This is a genomic window from Chryseobacterium sp. A301, assembly GCF_054489425.1.
Window position 1 is genome coordinate 323,342 of sequence record NZ_JBTMWY010000003.1, and the last position, 17,409, is coordinate 340,750.

The 17,409-nt window shown below is 41.3% G+C and carries 14 protein-coding genes; 8 read left to right on the plus strand and 6 right to left on the minus strand.

Annotated features, from left to right (window positions below):
- Positions 1–106: 106 nt before the first annotated feature.
- Positions 107–2,764, minus strand: coding sequence for an alanine--tRNA ligase (alaS, locus tag ACX3PU_RS07385; protein ID WP_459084331.1), 2,658 nt, complete (start codon positions 2,762–2,764; stop codon positions 107–109).
- Between the two features lie 187 nt (positions 2,765–2,951).
- Here alaS and ACX3PU_RS07390 point away from each other — a divergent pair, with 187 nt between their 5' ends.
- The 8 genes from ACX3PU_RS07390 to ACX3PU_RS07425 all read left to right on the plus strand — a co-directional run bounded on the left by ACX3PU_RS07390 (position 2,952) and on the right by ACX3PU_RS07425 (position 10,520).
- A complete protein-coding gene (locus ACX3PU_RS07390) occupies positions 2,952–4,325 on the plus strand; it encodes an AAA family ATPase (RefSeq protein ID WP_459084332.1) in 1,374 nt (457 codons plus the stop codon).
- Between the two features lie 170 nt (positions 4,326–4,495).
- Positions 4,496–5,611, plus strand: coding sequence for a peptide chain release factor 2 (prfB, locus tag ACX3PU_RS07395; protein WP_459084333.1), 1,116 nt, complete (start codon positions 4,496–4,498; stop codon positions 5,609–5,611).
- Positions 5,612–5,750: 139 nt separating this feature from the next.
- Positions 5,751–6,422: a DedA family protein gene (locus ACX3PU_RS07400; protein WP_459084334.1), complete on the plus strand. Its 672-nt coding sequence runs from the start codon at positions 5,751–5,753 to the stop codon at positions 6,420–6,422.
- A 131-nt stretch (positions 6,423–6,553) separates the two neighbouring features.
- Complete coding sequence (locus tag ACX3PU_RS07405; RefSeq protein WP_459084335.1) at positions 6,554–7,552, plus strand: isoaspartyl peptidase/L-asparaginase family protein; 999 nt, start codon at positions 6,554–6,556, stop codon at positions 7,550–7,552.
- A gap of 20 nt (positions 7,553–7,572) precedes the next feature.
- Entirely contained in the window at positions 7,573–7,986 is a 414-nt protein-coding gene (tsaE, locus tag ACX3PU_RS07410; protein ID WP_459084407.1) for a tRNA (adenosine(37)-N6)-threonylcarbamoyltransferase complex ATPase subunit type 1 TsaE, read from the plus strand.
- Between the two features lie 68 nt (positions 7,987–8,054).
- Positions 8,055–9,245: an alanine dehydrogenase gene (locus ACX3PU_RS07415; RefSeq protein ID WP_459084336.1), complete on the plus strand. Its 1,191-nt coding sequence runs from the start codon at positions 8,055–8,057 to the stop codon at positions 9,243–9,245.
- A 54-nt stretch (positions 9,246–9,299) separates the two neighbouring features.
- Positions 9,300–9,668, plus strand: coding sequence for a hypothetical protein (locus ACX3PU_RS07420; protein ID WP_459084337.1), 369 nt, complete (start codon positions 9,300–9,302; stop codon positions 9,666–9,668).
- Between the two features lie 3 nt (positions 9,669–9,671).
- Positions 9,672–10,520, plus strand: a complete 849-nt coding sequence (locus tag ACX3PU_RS07425) for a prephenate dehydrogenase (protein WP_459084338.1) — start codon at positions 9,672–9,674, stop codon at positions 10,518–10,520.
- 5 nt (positions 10,521–10,525) lie between these two features.
- Here the strand turns inward: ACX3PU_RS07425 and ACX3PU_RS07430 are convergent, their stop codons facing one another.
- The 5 genes from ACX3PU_RS07430 to ACX3PU_RS07450 form a co-directional block, all read right to left on the minus strand.
- Entirely contained in the window at positions 10,526–11,944 is a 1,419-nt protein-coding gene (locus ACX3PU_RS07430; protein ID WP_459084340.1) for an L-serine ammonia-lyase, read from the minus strand.
- Between the two features lie 36 nt (positions 11,945–11,980).
- Positions 11,981–12,643, minus strand: coding sequence for an alpha/beta hydrolase family protein (locus ACX3PU_RS07435; protein WP_459084341.1), 663 nt, complete (start codon positions 12,641–12,643; stop codon positions 11,981–11,983).
- Between the two features lie 112 nt (positions 12,644–12,755).
- Positions 12,756–13,808, minus strand: a complete 1,053-nt coding sequence (locus ACX3PU_RS07440; protein WP_459084342.1) for a glucokinase — start codon at positions 13,806–13,808, stop codon at positions 12,756–12,758.
- Positions 13,809–13,908: 100 nt separating this feature from the next.
- Positions 13,909–14,490: a hypothetical protein gene (locus ACX3PU_RS07445; protein WP_459084343.1), complete on the minus strand. Its 582-nt coding sequence runs from the start codon at positions 14,488–14,490 to the stop codon at positions 13,909–13,911.
- Positions 14,491–15,143: 653 nt separating this feature from the next.
- The gene (locus tag ACX3PU_RS07450; RefSeq protein ID WP_459084344.1) at positions 15,144–17,315 is read right to left on the minus strand and encodes a polyribonucleotide nucleotidyltransferase; all 2,172 of its coding nucleotides are present in this window, start codon (positions 17,313–17,315) and stop codon (positions 15,144–15,146) included.
- Positions 17,316–17,409: the final 94 nt, after the last annotated feature.

Here is a 17,409-nt window from a genome sequence, read left to right on the forward strand (position 1 = left end):
AATTAAACAAATTCTAAACATGCCTAGCACTCCATGGAAAAAAAAGACGAAAAAAGCATCGTAACGATGCTAATTTCTTCTTATGTGGTTTCTATTTCGTCTTTTGTTAAAGGCTTAAGGCTTTTTGATATGCATTTTCAATGCCCTCAAGGTTTTTACCTCCTGCCGTGGCAAAACCTACATTTCCACCGCCGCCGCCTTGAATTTCTTTGGCGAGATCCTTCACAATTTGTCCTGCATTGAATTTATCCTCAAGATCAGAAGAAACACCGACCGTAATTAGGGGTTTATTTCCATGATCAGAAATAATGACCGTCAAGGACTGAGGCACTTGTTTCTTTAATTCAAAAACTAAATCTTTTATGCTAGAGGCATCAAGTGAGGTTTTTTTCACGAGTGTATTTCTTCCCTCTTTTGCTTCATACTGATTCTTCCATTCTTCTGTCTGTGCGACCGCTTGGCTTTTCTTACTAATTTCTAACTCCGCTTTTAGCTGTTGGTTTTCTTCCAGCAATTTTTCAATGGATTTGCGAAGATCTTTTGATTTTAAAAGACCTCCTAAAGAAGTAAGGGTCGATTCTAAATCTTTATAATAGTTCATGGCTGCCTGGCCAGAAATGGCCTCGATCCTTCTGATTCCAGCCGCGGTTGAGCTTTCCGATACAATTTTAAAAAGACCAATTTCACCGGTGGAACGTACATGGGTTCCTCCACACAGTTCTTTTGAACTGTCAAACTGAATCATACGAACTTGATCGCCATATTTTTCCCCGAACAGAGCCATAGCTCCTTTCTCCACGGCTTCTGCCATAGGGATTTCTCGGTATTCTTTTAGGGAAATGTTTTTCTGAATTTTGCGCTTTACTTTCTCTTCCACTTCTTGCAATTCTTCTGCAGTGAGTTTCGAGAAATGCGAAAAATCAAATCGCAAATACTCAGGACCCACGAACGAACCTTTTTGTTCCACGTGCGTACCCAGTACTTCACGAAGCGCTTCATGCAATAAATGCGTTGCCGAGTGATTTGCTTCGGTACTTTTTCTTCTTGCTCCCTCGACTCGCGCATAGAAAACTGCGCCGACATCCTTTGGAAGTTCGCTTATTAAAGAGACAATTAAATTGTTTTCTTTTTTGGTATCTAATACTTCAAGCACCTCAGGGTTGTTCTCCACGTTGTATAATTCGGGTGCAGAAAGGTCGAAGTGCGTTGCATAACTTGGAATTAAAATTCCATGGTCCCCTACTTGCCCTCCTCCTTCGGGATAGAATGGCGATTGATCCAAAACAATTTGGAAAAACTCTCCGTCTTTGTTTTCAACCTTGCGGTAACGTGTAATGGAACACTTGGTCTCAAGCACGTCGTATCCTACAAATTTCTCACTCTTTTCCTCTAAAACGACCCAGTCATAGACTTTACCTGCAGAGTCCTTTTTGCTTCTTTGCTTTTGTTTTTGCATCTCCGCGTCAAACCCCTCTTCATCCACTGACAAATGACGTTCTTGTGCAATGATTCGAGAGAGATCCACAGGGAATCCATAGGTATCGTAAAGTTCAAACACTCGGTCTCCAGGAAGCGTGGTATCCCCGTTGGCGATGGTTTCTTTTATGGTATGATCAAGACGAAGTAGCCCTGTTTCAATGGTTTTCAAAAAGGAAATCTCTTCTTCTTTGATTACTTCTGTGATTAGTTTTTTCTCTTTGCGAAGCTCTTTGAAATAATCGCCCATTTGGCCATCTAATACTTCAACAAGTTCATACAAAAAGGCTCTGTTCATGCCTAGGAATCGGTAAGAATAAGAGATTGCGCGTCGCAAAATGCGTCGAATCACATACCCTGCTCCTGTATTGGAAGGCAGCTGCCCATCTGCAATCGCAAAGGCAACCGCACGAATGTGATCCACCACCACGCGAATGGCAATGTCTTTGGAGTTCTCTAAAATCCCTGTATAGGTTTCTCCTGATAAAGATTCTACTTTCTCAATTAGGGGAGTAAAAACATCGGTATCGTAATTGGAGGATTTCTTTTGAAGAGCCATACAAAGCCTTTCAAATCCCATTCCCGTATCTACATGTCGATTCGGTAGCTTCTCTAGGCTCCCGTCCGCTTTGCGGTTGAATTCCATGAAGACTAAATTCCAAATCTCAACCACTTGTGGATGATCTTGGTTTACAAGTTCTGAGCCTTTTACAAGTTCTTTTTCTTCCTCACTTCGCAAATCCACGTGAATTTCGGAGCAAGGACCGCAAGGGCCGCTCTCTCCCATTTCCCAGAAATTATCTTTTTTATTTCCTTCCACGATTCGATCTGCTGAGACGTGATTTAACCACAAATCGTATGCCTCTTGATCACGCTCCAAATTTTCTTTTAAATCTCCTTGAAACACACTTACATACAAATCCTCTTTCGGGATTTTATAAACCTCCGTTAGTAGTTCCCATGCCCAGTCTATTGCCTGCTTTTTGAAGTAATCGCCAAAAGACCAATTTCCTAGCATCTCAAACATCGTGTGGTGGTACGTATCGCGGCCGACATCGTCCAAATCATTGTGTTTCCCAGAAACTCTCAAACACTTTTGCGTATCTGCAATTCGCGGCGCTTTCGGGGATTTATATCCAAGAAAATAATCTTTAAACTGAGTCATTCCTGAATTGGAAAACATAAGTGTAGGATCGTCTTTTAAGACAATAGGAGCCGAAGGTACAATTAGGTGTTCTTTGCTTTTAAAAAACTCTAAAAATTGTGCACGTATCTTTTGTGAGGTCATATCGAATTGATTTATTTGTATGCAAAATCGCTACATGATTCTTGCAAGTTGGCAAATTTAAGGAATTTGTACAAATGTTGTGCTAAGGCGCAGGTTTCGGGGGCACATTTTTTGAGCTTTCTTTTGCAGGGTCGAAAAACGACCCCTTCCTTAAGCTTTAGTCTTAAAAATTAATTATATTTAGCCTATGAAAATTACCGATTTAGCGCTTGAACTTGGCGTCTCTACCTATAGCATCAAACAATTTATTGACGATTTCGATTTGGATTTGCAAGAATGCCTCTATCCCAATTTAGAAGTGAAAGATGATTTTTTAAAATTTGCTAGGGAAAACAAGGCCTTTTTGATTCGATATGAAAAAGACTTAGTGGAAGAAAAAACCTCTAAACAAATTGCAAAGCAGATTAACCAACCCGTAGAGGAGGTAGAAACTATTATCAAAAAACAAAAGCCCAATTTATTTGAAAACGGCGTTTATAAATCCTCAGTCTCTAGCTACGGCATTGACCATGCATTAGGCGGAAACTATAAGTTTGTCTACGATTACTTCGGAAAGAAAACTCCCCTCGCTCAACGTGATTTCATAGGATACCGCGATTTGTATTTTCACATTACGGAAATGCTCCACCCCTTCATTGACCCCCAACAAACGAAAGATTGGGGGATTTACAAACCGGCCGGCATCATTCTCTACGGTCCTAAGGGGAGTGGAAAGATTTTCTGGGCACGAAAAATGGCAGAAATCATCGACTATGAGTTTAAAGCCGTGAAAAACGCCTATTTAGGAACCTCTTTCATCAATGGCGAGAAGACGGATTTCACCGATTTTCTGACCACTATGATGAAGGAATCGAAGGTACTTCTTTTCATGGAAAACTTTGACTCCATCGCAAGGGAACGCTCTAGCGAGCACGACCAACATTCCAGTACTGAGGAAGTAAAAGACATCATTTTGCATTCGATTCATCAGTTTGTAAATGAAAAGCTACTCATGGTCGTCGCAGCAGATACACTCTCTGGGATGGATAGTGAGGTCTTTGCACCCGGACGATTTGATGTGCGGATCCCTGTGTTCCCGCCCAACCGAGACGAACGCGCTCAAATGATTATGCGATACCTCACCATGAACCTAGAGAAAGATGCTCTACTTCTTCAAATCCTTAAGTTCAACAAAGCCGATCAGAAACCCTTCTGGACTCCTGTGACAGAAAAAATGAAACTTTTCAGCAATACGATGGTGATTGATTTTACACAAAGTTTTAAAAAACGTCTGCGTACCCAGTACTTAAAGCTCAAAACTCCTCATTTCAAAATCGATGCGAAATTGCTTCAACATAGTCTAGCAGAAGCAACAGGCAAACTTACAGAGGAATACTTAAACTCTGTACAGGATTTCATCTACGAAGTGAGCGCAAGTGATTACGATGTCTTTTCGCGTCGAATCGAAGCCCTTAAAATAGAATTAAACTCTTATAAAGTACAAGAACTCCCTCGTCGTCAGATTGGATTCGCTCATAACGACTCCCTCGATCCTACTGAGGATATGAACCTTGGGGAATAAGACCACTTTCAAAAATAATAAGACTCTGGCCCAATCCTGCTTGTAAGGATTGAGAAGGTTCCTTTAGGTGCCTCTTGCAGAGTTCCAATCCTTTTGAGGGCCCCATTAGAGTAAAATAATATTTCCCTTTTCTAAAATGTCAAAATCCTATCTTTGCAAAAATCAAATGTGTGATAAGTTCTGATCAATTAAAAGATATACAATCCCGAATCGAGTCTCTGTACCAATTTCTTCATATTGAGAAAAAATCAATTGAAATTCAAAACGAAGAGGAAAAAACGACGGCTCCTGATTTTTGGAACGAACCAAAAGAAGCTGAACTTTTTCTAAAGCAACTTCGAACGAAGAAAAAATGGGTTGAGGCCTATAATGAAATCCAAAGCACGTTTGAAGATTTACAAGTACTCGTTGAATTTGCAAAAGAAGACCCCGAAAGCGAAGCCGAATTGCAATTGCAATTCCCTTTGCTAGTGGAGAAGGTAGAAGATCTTGAATTTAAAAATATGCTTTCGCAAGAAGGGGATGAACTCTCGTGCGTACTTCAAATCACGGCTGGAGCCGGCGGAACCGAAAGTTGCGATTGGGCCTCTATGCTTATGCGAATGTATCTAATGTGGGCACAGAACCAGGGTTACAAAGTTCGAGAACTCAACTTTCAAGAAGGCGATGTGGCAGGAGTGAAGACCGTGACCTTAGAAATCGAGGGGGATTACGCCTTTGGATACTTAAAAGGCGAGAACGGAGTACACAGGCTGGTTCGTATCTCACCCTTTGATTCGAATGCAAAGCGCCATACAAGTTTTGTCTCGGTTTATGTCTATCCTCTGGTAGATGACACCATTGACATCCAAATCAATCCTGCTGATATTTCTTTCGAAACGATGCGCTCCTCAGGTGCTGGGGGACAAAACGTAAACAAAGTGGAAACAGCTGTGAGACTTCGTCACGCACCTACCGGAATCATTATTGAAAATTCAGAAAGCCGTTCTCAACTTCAAAACAAGGAGAAAGCCATGCAACTTCTAAAATCGAGACTCTACGAAATGGAACTCGAAGAACGAATGCGGGCCAGAAATGAAATTGAAGCCGGAAAGATGAAAATAGAATGGGGAAGTCAAATTCGGAATTATGTCATGCATCCTTACAAACTCGTTAAGGACGTACGAAGTAGTCACGAAACCTCTGATGTCGACGGCGTGATGAATGGAGATTTAACGCCCTTCTTAAAAGCCTTCTTAATGGCCGATGGAAGCGGCCATCAGGACGACAACGAGTTAGGACTTTAAACCGTAAGGCGAAAACCCAGTCTCCCTCCCGCAAAAAAAGTAGAGCCAGAAAAAATTTCACATTGGACTCTGTTAAATAATCATAATAATTTCTCATTCGGTTTTTTTTCAATTATTTTTGTAGCTAGAGATAATATGAATGGAGCATTTCGAAAGTTGGAAGGATTTACTGAATCCAGAGTTTTACATTAAGATTGGAGGATTTTGGCTTATCATATTTATAATCTTTGCGGAAACAGGCCTTTTTGTAGGCTTTTTCCTTCCAGGCGATAGTCTACTTTTCATTTCTGGAATTTACTCGGTCGAAATCATACAAACCACGTTTGGAAGTACCCAAAGTGGATTTCTGGACACCACCATCCTAGCTTTTTGCATTGCCCTCTCTGCCATCGTTGGAAACGAGGTTGGATATTGGTTTGGTCGTAAAACCGGCCCTGCACTCTACAAAAGAGAAGATAGCTTCTTTTTCAAAAAGAAATACCTATTTCAAGCGCACGATTTTTTCGAAAAGCACGGAAGCGTCGCGATTATTCTCGCTCGATTCCTTCCTATCGTACGGACGTTCGTTCCCATCGTAGCCGGTATCGTAAAAATGGACAAAAAAAGATTTCTTCTTGACAATATTATTGGAGGAGTCCTTTGGTCGTTTATCCTCGTTTTTGCAGGTCATTACCTTGACCAGTTATTTATACATGAATTTGGAATTGACTTAAAAGAACACTTGGGACTCATCGTTCTTCTTCTTGTCGTGTTCACTACGATCCCAGTCATTTTAAAAATTCTTTTTGGAAAAGCAAGCGACCGCTCCTAGGGAATAATCTATCACACCCTGGTTTCTTTCGTTGCAAAGCTTGAAATACGTGTCTGCTTCGAAATTTCCTAGTCACACCTCCCTTTCTTGAATGATTAATTTCTATCTTTGATTGATTAAAACTACTTTCAATGAAGAATTATTTCCTTTTACCCTTTCTATGTCTCTTTTCCCTTCTGTTCTCTCAAGAGAAATATGTTCTCGTTCTACACGGGGGCGCAGGAACCATCACCAAACAAAACATGACGCCCGAAAAGGAAGTGGCTTACAAAGCCAAACTCTCTGAGGCTCTAAAGGCCGGATATCTTCAAATTGAAAAAGGCGAAAGCGCCGTGCAGGCCGTAGAGGCCGCCATTGAAATCCTTGAAAATTCACCCCTTTTTAATGCCGGAAAAGGGGCCGTCTTCACCGCGGAAGGGAAGAATGAAATGGATGCAGCAATCATGTACAGCAAAAACCTAGACGCCGGAGCCGTTGCGGGCGTAACCACAATTAAGAACCCTATCAAAGCGGCCATTGCCGTTATGCGCAATTCACCCCATGTTTTGTTAGTAGGAAAAGGTGCAGAAGTATTTGCACACGAACAAAAATTAGAAATCGTCTCCCCTGACTATTTTTATACGGAAGACCGCTTCCAATCTTTGCAAAAGTTTCTTAAAAAAACCGAAAATGAAAAATCGACTACTTCTCGAACCCAACCTAGCTTTTTAGATGTGGATTATAAATTCGGAACGGTTGGCGCGGTTGCATTAGACAAAGAAGGAAACCTTGCCGCTGGAACCTCTACAGGAGGAATGACCGGTAAGAAATGGAACCGTGTCGGTGACTCTCCTTTGATTGGTGCAGGCACCTATGCAAACGAGTGGGTCGGAATCTCAGGTACCGGATGGGGAGAATACTTCATTCGCACCACAGCCGCAAGAACCCTTGCCGCAAAAATGCAATACCAAAACAAAGACATCCAAACCGCAGGCTCTGAAGTTATTGCAGAAATTGAGGCTTTAGGGGGTGACGGAGGACTCATCGCCCTCGACAAAAATGGAAATGTCGCTATGCCGTTCAATACAGCGGGAATGTACCGAGGTACAGTTACGAGCGAAGGAAAAATCGAAGTTCAAATTTACCGTTAAACCTGAATTCCATGACTCCTTTGCAATTTGAACTTACCTCTCTAGAGCAGTGGCCTGAAGTCGTAAAAGAACTCCTTCCTCAAATCGAGAAGCAGCCCGTTTTGCTTTTAAAAGGCAATCTGGGAGCCGGAAAAACAACCTTTACGAAGGAACTTGTTCGCCAGCTCGGCAGCCCCGATTCGGTTAGCTCCCCTACCTACGCCCTCGTAAACACCTACCAAGGTTCAAAACTAAAAATATATCATTTTGATTTGTACCGCCTTCAATCGAAAGAAGAAGTGTATGACATTGGAATTGAAGACTATCTTGAGCAGCCCAATACCCTTTGTATCGTGGAATGGCCCGAGGTATTTGAAGAGGAACTGAAAAGTGAGGGTTACCACGAACTCCGCATTGAAAATTCTCTTGAGAAACGAAAGGTTTACTTTCAGTAGTCCTTACCTCTATAAGTTTAGGATATTTGTATCTTTGCGACTGAATTACTATTAATACAAAACCACCTATGAGCGGTACGATTTTTACTCCATTCACGGAAAAGGACCTCTTACCCAAAGAGGAAAAACTTGAAGTGTTTAAAAAAGGAAAAAAATTCACAATTGGACTTCCCAAAGAAACTTGTTTAAATGAGCGAAGGACTTGCCTTACGCCGGACGCTGTTCAAGTCTTAACCGACCACGGTCATCAAATCATTGTGGAACAAGGGGCCGGGAACGGTTCGTTCTTTTCAGACATTCAATATGTAGAGGCAGGGGCTAGAATCACGACCGATCCCAAGGAAGCATTTGGTCAAGAGCTCATTATGAAAATCAATCCTCCTACCCTTGAAGAGATTGATTACTTAAAAACAGGGACTCACCTTATTTCGGCTTTGCAAATCAATCTACGGGACAAAGAATACTTTCTAAAACTAGCCGAACAAAAAATCAACGCTATTGGTTTTGAATTCATCACAGACGATTACCATCAACTTGCACTCGTAAGGCTCATCGGAGAAATTGCAGGAACCACTTCAATTCTCTACGCATCCGAACTTTTGGCACTTTCCAACGGTCTTATGCTTGGGGGCATCACGGGAGTTCGTCCTACGGAAGTCCTCGTAATTGGCGCTGGAATTGTAGGCGAGTTTGCTACGAAAGCCGCCATAGGACTAGGGGCAAGCGTAAAGGTATTTGACAACTCCTTATCCAAATTGCGCCGACTCCATACGCTTGTCGACGGTCGAGTTCCTACTTCCATTATTGATCCAAAAGAGCTTTCTAAAAGCCTGCGACGTGCCGACGTGGTGATTGGAGCATTGCCGTCTTTAAATGAAACCCCGGTGATCACTGAGGAAATGGTACTGAAAATGAAAAAAGGAAGTGTCCTAATCGACATAACGATCGATCATGGGAAGGTCTCGGAAACCTCCGAACTCACTACCATGGAGGATCCTTTTTTTATCCGCCACGATGTTATTCACTGTGGACTTCCCAACCTAACTTCCCGTATTCCTAGAACGACCACAAAGGCAATTTCTAATTTCTTTTTGTCCTATATTTTAAATTACGACCAAGAAGGAGGATTTGACAATATGCTAATGCATCAGGCCCAGATGAAAGAGTCCCTCTACATGTACAAAGGACGACACACAAACAAATCGGTATGCGATCGATTTGATCTTACCTACCACGACATTAATCTCCTCATTTTTTAATAAGAAAACAAGAGCAAGTAGGACTTCATTTGCGTCCACATGCCACATAAACTCATGCGAAAACTAAAATTTTATCTGATCGGTCTAATTCCCGGAATTATCCTGGTATTTTTCATACTTAATAAAAAAGGAGCCACGTGTACGGGGTATCTACCCAACAGTCGGGTGGTTGCAGAAACCTTAAGTAAAGATTTTTTTTACGACCCCACATTTACTCAGCAGATGAAGGATCAAGGCGTCACACCTGAATTCCTTAAAGACAGTATAATCACGAAAGGGGAAGTCGATTTCACGCGCAGTGATGCGCAAAAAAAGCCTTGTCCTCAGTACGTTATTCAGTACCCAAAAAAGAATCCACGCTATGAAATTGCCTTCGAAAAATGCGATGAAAAAGCCAATTTTAAATCCCTTAATGGGCTATAACTCATGACTATTGCTTTATTTGGAACGGGACTCATAGGAGGCTCCTTAATGCTCCGGTTAAAAGAACAAGGCCTGGCGCAAAAAGTCTATGGAATTGATTTGGATTCCACGCACTTGCAAACCGCTTTAAAGCTTGGAATTATTGATGAGATCTCCTCGCCAGATACTTTGCCCCAGAACACCGATCTGGTCGTACTGGCTGTCCCTGTGGATGTCACTCAAAAAATACTCCCAAGTATCCTCGATCGAATCTCTCGCTCGAGCGTCGTGATGGATGTGGGTTCTACCAAACAAGGCATTGCTGAGGCTGTGGAAGCCCATCAGATGCGAGGTCGCTTCGTTGCTTTTCACCCTATGTGGGGAACAGAGAACAGCGGACCGGAATCGGCACAATTGGACAGCTTTGAGTCAAAAGCCGGTGTTATTTGTGATCCCGAAAAATCCGATAAAGATGCGCTAGATACAGTAGAATCCCTAGTTCGCAGTCTAGGAATGAATATTTTGCATATGAGTGCAAGGGACCATGATTTGCACACAGCTTACATCTCACACATATCCCATATTACATCTTACGCACTTGCGAATACCGTCTTGGAAAAAGAAAGAGAAGAGGACACCATTTTTCAATTGGCCAGTTCTGGATTTTCCTCCACCGTTCGACTCGCAAAATCACACCCAGATATGTGGGTTCCTATCTTCAAACAAAATAAGGAAAACGTACTCGATGTATTGAATGAGCATATCTCGCAACTTCGAAAATTTAAAAGTGCACTTGAAAAAGAAAACTACGAACTTTTAGAGGAACTCATTTTGAACGCAAATCGTATTCGACCGATTCTAGAAGAAAAGTAACTCTCCTAGCATTCCGGTACATTGACCGCAATAGCGAGTCCTCCTTCAGAGGTTTCTTTAAATCGATCACTCATACTTTGAGCGGTATCCCACATAGATCTTGTCACCTCGTCTAAAGTAACGCGAGCTTTCGAAGGGTCGCTCTCAATTGCAATGTTCGCAGCTGTGATCGCTTTCATCGCTCCCATGGAATTTCGTTCAATACATGGAATTTGCACCAGTCCCCGAATAGGATCACAAGTAAGACCTAAATGATGTTCCATGGCTATTTCTGCTGCCATAAGGACCTGTCCCGGCGTTCCTCCCATGATTTCAGTAAGACCAGCCGCGGCCATGGCGGAAGAAACTCCAATTTCTGCTTGGCATCCTCCCATGGCTGCAGAAATTGTCGCATTCTTTTTGAACAAAGTGCCAATTTCGCCAGCGACGAGTAAAAATCGAATAATCTGATCTTTTCCCTGGTGAGGGGTAAAGGTTTGGGAATACATAAGAACTGCTGGAATCACTCCACTCGCTCCATTGGTCGGTGCGGTAATAATGCGCCCAAAACTTGCATTTTCTTCGTTCACAGCTAGTGCGTAGCAAGTAACCCATTTGTTTATGGAATTAAAAGATTGGTCTGCTTCCACAAGCATTTGAAACCACTGCTTTTGATTTTGATAGGTCTTTTCACCTAATAATTTTCGGTTTAATCCTGCAGCACGTCTACTTACATTTAGACCGCCAGGAAGCGTTCCCTCTTTGTTTACACCTTTGTAAACGCAAGTTTGAATTTGATCCCAAATATAAAGTGCGTGCTCATCAATTTGCTTTTTGGTTCGCCAGCTCTCTTCATTTAAGTACACAAGATCAGAGATGCGAGGCAAATTGTGCTTTTCTACATTGCGAAGGATATCTTCTCCACTGTGACAAGGATAAAGGGTGCGGACACTATACTCTTCAATCGAATTGTCCTCTTTAGTCGCCACAAAGCCACCGCCCACAGAATAATAATCTTGAGAAATCTCTTCACCGTCCTTAAAGACAGCCTTAAAGATCATGCCGTTCGGATGGAAATCTAGACTTTTGGTTTTGTTTAGAATCAAATGATGTCCGTAGACAAAAGGAACCCATGATTTCCCCGCTAAACAAAGTTTTTGCAAGCTCTTTATCTCCTCAACCTTTTGATCGATTAGATTGGTATCTATGGTTTGGAAGTTCTCTCCCGACAAACCAAGCATTCCGGCAATGTCGGTTCCATGCCCAATCCCTGTTTTCGCAAGCGAACCGAAGAATTCTACAAACACTTCGCTCACCTCAGAAATCGGTCTACTTCTCTCGATTAAATTAATAAAAAGTTCGGCTGCATTCCAAGGCCCCATGGTATGGGAGCTTGACGGCCCTATGCCGACTTTAATAATTTCAAAAACACTTATTGATTGCATAACTTATGATAACAAAACAAAGATACTATTAATCTCTTAATCTTTCAAGTTGAGAACCTCCTTAATGATGGAGGATACTTCCCTACTTTTTGTGACCGGAAAAAGATGGGTCCCTCCAGAAATCACATAGTCGGGTTGAGAATTTTTAATCGGGAAAATATGGTCCTTATCGCCTAATATTTGAATCACCCCCTCTAGTGGCTCTGCACGCCAATGAGCAATTTGATTTAGACTCCATTTTAGATAACGGTTATCCCGAACTGTGAAATAATTCAAAACATTTGAACTCGTGGCACCAAACAAATAATGCAGAGCATATTTCATCACTTTCAAATTGGGGTCTAAAAGTCCGGCAGGAACATATCTAAAAAGCCTTGTCATCTCACCCGCCCTTAGAAGAGAGGACTTTTCTTTTCCACTCCGAATACTTCCTAAAATAATGGTCTTTTGGGCCGGTTTAATTCTTGAAATCTCCTGAACAACAAGTCCACCAAAAGAATATCCTAACAAATAAAAAGGCTGGGAATCGTCCACTCTCTCTGCCATTCTATGTACGTAATGGCTAAAACTTTCCTTTTTCTCCGGCATAAGCCAATCCAAAAAAACCACATTGAGCTCTGGGGGAAATTCCAGTCTCTGTAGCACGGAAAAATCTGCTCCAAGACCGCTTATCACAAAAATGTTCGTTTTTTCTTGCATCTTGATTCTTTTTCTTGAAAGATTCTCCTACTTAAAAGAGCAGGAAAGTATCTTTCCTGCTCTCCTATCCAAACCCTCAGAAAAACATTCCCGAGCGTTACATGGGTTAATATTAGTTCATTTCTCTAAAGGCGCCATAATAAGCGGCCCCTTCTAAAATACCTTTCTTATTTTTTAGAATGTAAATTGGAATATCTTTAAGTAGATGCTCCATACGGTCAGAAATCTTAAAGTTCTTATAAAACTTCTGGTGGTCGATTAGATCATTAAGTTCCTGGGTAATATCCCCCGTAATGATTAAACCGCCGGTCGCTTTTAATTTTAACACAAGACTGTTTGATTCTCTCGCTAAAAACTCCAAAAACATGTTTAGCGTTAGTTTAACTAACCTTGATTTTTTTTCTCTTGCAACCTCTGCGAAGACCGTTAGAAACTCTTCATTTTTAAGTCTTTCGGTTAACCAAGGCTCTTCTTCGTGTCGGCCTACATCTCTCAGGAAACGATAGATGTTGTAAAGTCCGTCTTTAGAAAGAACGGTTTCCCAAGTGACAATTCCATAAATCTTGGTTAGGAATTGATAAAATTGAACTTCAAAGTCATTTCTAGGTGAAAACTCAGTATGGCCTCCCTCTGTGGCGAACGGCCGTAAAAAGGTACCGTCATAGAAAAGTCCAGCTTCTCCAAGCCCATTTCCAGGAGCAAGTAGTGCCACATTTCCTCGGCGACGGTCTTTGGAAGAGTGAATAATCTCAAAATTGCTATCATAAACATCCGACAAAGAATAGGCAGTGGCTTCTAAATCATTAACCAAATATACTTTTTCCAGATTCAGATCTTTCTGAATGCTTTCCGCCTCTAACCCCCAAGGTAAATTGGGCGTTTCGCATTTCCCGTTAATCACAGGTCCAGGCACGGCAATTGAAAACTTTTTGATAGATTCTAATTGCAATTCAGAAATAAAGCCTTTGGCCATCTGCGTAAAGGATTCAAAATCGGACGTGGGATACGTCTTCTCGATTCGTAGGGTAATTTCCCCATTTTTGCAATCATAGACCCCTAATACACTCTGATCCTTTCGAAGGTCAGCAACTAGCAGGTTGTTATTTTTATTAATTTCGCACTCACTTCCAGGCGAATAGAGTGGAAATTTCGTTTTAGGACTCATAGGTGTACGTTTACTCTCAAAGATAAAAAAACTTTCTTAAAACCACGAAAAAAAAACCTCCCCAATCAATGAGGAGGTCCTAATTTAAACTTTCTTGGACCTATCGGCCTAAAGGAATATTATAAGAAACCCCTACGCCCAATGCTCCTGCATTGTATTTTTGGTCTCCAATCTCTCCTTTGTCACCTGTAAATACCTTTTGGTATTGAACAGAGAAATTCCAATCTTGGTTATGGTATCCAATCTCTGGTTTAATGTAGAATCCTCCGTCTGGACGATCGACCATTAATCCTGTGTTAGAAGCTACCTTATCGTCACCTGTAATAAATCCGTATCCGACATCCGTACCTAAATAGAATCCGGTCTGTCTTGGATATACACGGATTAAGGCTGCAACGGGCACAACACCGAAATCGTTGTTATTTACGGTTACACCATTTACATCATTTTCACGTCCAAAATAATGAGAGTACCCTGTGGCAACCCCCAATCCAAATCCAGGAGTGATTAGATTTTGATATGCCACTTCAACTCCGACCGCAGCCGATGCATTTTCTGCAGGTACTGCAGCTCCTGCATTTACACCCACTTTCAAAATATTACGCATATCAGCTGACTGTGCACTTACGATACCTGCCGTTAATAATCCAGCGGCTAGGATTGATTTTTTTAAAGTATTCATACTATTAAATTTTACAGTTACTTTTAAATTTTACTTTTAATGGTAGCAACTATTGAAAATTTTATGCCAAAACACCCTACCCTCTGCAACCTACCTTTCAATTTTAAAGCCAACGAGTTGATTAATAATTATTTATATTTTAAACATATGTTTACAAAGAAGAGAGAAAATAAGGCTTATCTCGAAGTTAATTCCCTTTCTCTTCTTACGAATACGCTGGCAAAAACGACCCGAAACGAAAAGGATATAAGTCTTATTTAGAGTATGAGCAGTCGACAGGACAATTAGGTCCCCGCAATTCCCTCCTTTAGAAAAGAAGTTGTACCCATTAAGCTTGATGATTTTGAATGAAAAAAAGCAATCTTTAGAAAGACTGCTTTTGATTTTAAGAATTTTGTCGCTTTGCCAGTGATTTTTCCTCCTGTCTCTGCTCATACTTTTTCACGATGAATCCTATCGCGAGGGGAGCGACCCAGATCAAAATTCTTCTTAATAATGTTGGACTCATATTCAATAGATTTATTAATCCCATTTGACAATTTTCAGGCCAAAACAACCTGAGTGGATTTGAAGATTCAAAAGATGAAAAAACAAAAGAAAATTAAATAAAAATTCCCGCAGAAGCGGGAATTTATAGTGTAAGCGAGAAAAAATTAATTGTTCGCTTGATCCTCTTGGTTAGAAGACTCTGATCTTGGTTTTTGATCCGGTCTTGGAGGTCTTGGTAAAAGAACTTTTCTAGAAAGTTTCATCTTTTTACGATCGTCGTACCCTAAGAACTTCACTTCTACTTGATCCCCTTCCTCATACGGTACTTTTTCCGTACGTTTCCAGTCAATCTCTGAAATATGAAGAAGTCCTTCGGTTCCTTTTGCAATCGCGACAAACGCTCCAAAATCCATTACTTTTACAACGGTACCGTTGTAAACCTCCCCTACGGTAGGAACAAATGTAATTTCATTAATTCTTGCAATGGCATCATTGATTTTATCTCTGTCTGTTCCAGCGATTTCAATTCTTCCAATTTCACCAATCTCTTCAATGGCAATCACTGTATCGGTATCTTTTTGTAACTGTTGAATGATTTTTCCACCAGGTCCAATTACGGCTCCGATAAACTCTTTTCCAATTTCAAGAATTTCCATTTTCGGTGCATGTGGTTTCACATCTTCTCTTGGTGCATCTAGCGTTTTAAGAATTTCACCAAGAATATGAAGTCTTCCTTCTCTTGCTTGGTTTAAGGCAGTTTCCATGATGTCCATAGAAAGGCCTTCAATCTTAATGTCCATTTGACAAGCTGTGATTCCGTCCGCTGTACCGGTCACTTTAAAGTCCATGTCTCCTAGGTGATCTTCATCCCCTAAGATGTCCGATAGAACTTGGAATTTACCTGATTTAGGGTCTGTAATTAACCCCATTGCGATCCCTGAAACTGGTTTTGAAATTTTAACCCCTGCATCCATAAGAGCGAGAGTACCTGCACATACAGTCGCCATGGAAGAAGATCCATTTGACTCAAGGATGTCAGACACAATACGAATCGTGTATGGGTTCTCTGCAGGAATCATTCCTTCTAAAGCTCTTTGAGCTAAATTCCCATGTCCTACTTCACGTCTAGAAGTTCCTCTAAGAGGTCTTGCTTCTCCGGTTGAAAAAGGTGGGAAGTTGTAATGAAGGAAGAATTTTTGATCGTAGTTAATCGCTACGGAATCCACCATGTTCGCATCTTTCACAGATCCTAAGGTCACTGCAGTAAGAGACTGAGTTTCCCCTCTCGTGAAAATGGCAGAACCGTGCGCTCCTGGAAGGTAATCTACTTCGGACCAAATAGGACGAATCGTTTGAGGCGTTCTTCCGTCTAAACGAATCCCTTCATTAAGGATCATTTGACGCATCGCTTCTTTTTCTACATCGTGGTAATATACTTTTGCAAATCCAGCAACTTCCACTCTTTCTTCTTCCGAGTACTGAGCTAAGAAGGATTCAAGAACTTCTGCAAATCGATCGTGTCTTTCCTCTTTAGAAGAAGGAGACTTTGCTACTTCGTATACTTTATCGTATGTTTCTTCCCAAACTTTTTTACGAATCTCTTCGTTATGGGTTTCGTGCTCATAGGTTCTTTTGACTGCTGTCGCAGGAATTCTTGCCGCTAGTCTTTCTTGAGCCTCAATTTGTACTTTGATTTCGTCGTGCGCATATTTAATCGCTTCTAGCATTTCCGCTTCTGAAATTTCTTTCATTTCGCCTTCTACCATTACGATTGAATCTTTGGTTGCACCCACCATAATATCAAGATCTGCTTTTGCAAGATTCTCCATACTTGGATTGATGCTATACTCTCCGTCAATTCTTACGACACGTACTTCTGACATGGGTCCATTGAAAGGAATATCAGTGACCGCAATGGCAGCGGAAGCTGCAAGACCCGCTAGGGTTTCTGGCATCACTTCTTTATCGTAAGAGATTAAGGAAATCATCACCTGAACTTCAGCGTGAAAATCTGAAGGAAAAAGGGGACGTAGAACACGGTCTACTAATCTCATCGTTAAAATTTCTTCGTCTGAAGGTCTAGCCTCTCTTCTAAAGAAATTTCCTGGGATCTTACCTCCCGCGTAGAATTTTTCTCTGTAGTCTACGGTAAGGGGAAGGAAATCAACCCCTGGGTTGGCATCTTTGTTTGCTACAACGGTAGCTAGGAGCATCGTACCTCCCATTCTTACAACTACAGATCCGTTTGCCTGCTTGGCCAAACGTCCTGTCTCGATCGTTACTTCACGACCGTCTTTTAATTGAAATTTTTCAATAATTGCTTGTGGAGCATTCATAAAATTACTTTCGTCTTTGTTGCACTCCGTATTGAGTGCGATTACTATTTAAACATTTTAAATTTTCGTGGGCAAAGTTAACGATTTTATCATG

Bases quoted from the DNA above. Each gene is read 5' to 3' on its own strand.
- alaS (WP_459084331.1), bottom strand. From the start codon at position 2,764: ATGACCTCACAAAAGATACGTGCACAATTTTTAGAGTTTTTTAAAAGC.
- ACX3PU_RS07390 (WP_459084332.1), top strand. From the start codon at position 2,952: ATGAAAATTACCGATTTAGCGCTTGAACTTGGCGTCTCTACCTATAGC.
- ACX3PU_RS07400 (WP_459084334.1), top strand. From the start codon at position 5,751: ATGGAGCATTTCGAAAGTTGGAAGGATTTACTGAATCCAGAGTTTTAC.
- ACX3PU_RS07405 (WP_459084335.1), top strand. From the start codon at position 6,554: ATGAAGAATTATTTCCTTTTACCCTTTCTATGTCTCTTTTCCCTTCTG.
- ACX3PU_RS07415 (WP_459084336.1), top strand. From the start codon at position 8,055: ATGAGCGGTACGATTTTTACTCCATTCACGGAAAAGGACCTCTTACCC.
- ACX3PU_RS07420 (WP_459084337.1), top strand. From the start codon at position 9,300: ATGCGAAAACTAAAATTTTATCTGATCGGTCTAATTCCCGGAATTATC.
- ACX3PU_RS07425 (WP_459084338.1), top strand. From the start codon at position 9,672: ATGACTATTGCTTTATTTGGAACGGGACTCATAGGAGGCTCCTTAATG.
- ACX3PU_RS07430 (WP_459084340.1), bottom strand. From the start codon at position 11,944: ATGCAATCAATAAGTGTTTTTGAAATTATTAAAGTCGGCATAGGGCCG.
- ACX3PU_RS07435 (WP_459084341.1), bottom strand. From the start codon at position 12,643: ATGCAAGAAAAAACGAACATTTTTGTGATAAGCGGTCTTGGAGCAGAT.
- ACX3PU_RS07440 (WP_459084342.1), bottom strand. From the start codon at position 13,808: ATGAGTCCTAAAACGAAATTTCCACTCTATTCGCCTGGAAGTGAGTGC.
- ACX3PU_RS07445 (WP_459084343.1), bottom strand. From the start codon at position 14,490: ATGAATACTTTAAAAAAATCAATCCTAGCCGCTGGATTATTAACGGCA.
- ACX3PU_RS07450 (WP_459084344.1), bottom strand. From the start codon at position 17,315: ATGAATGCTCCACAAGCAATTATTGAAAAATTTCAATTAAAAGACGGT.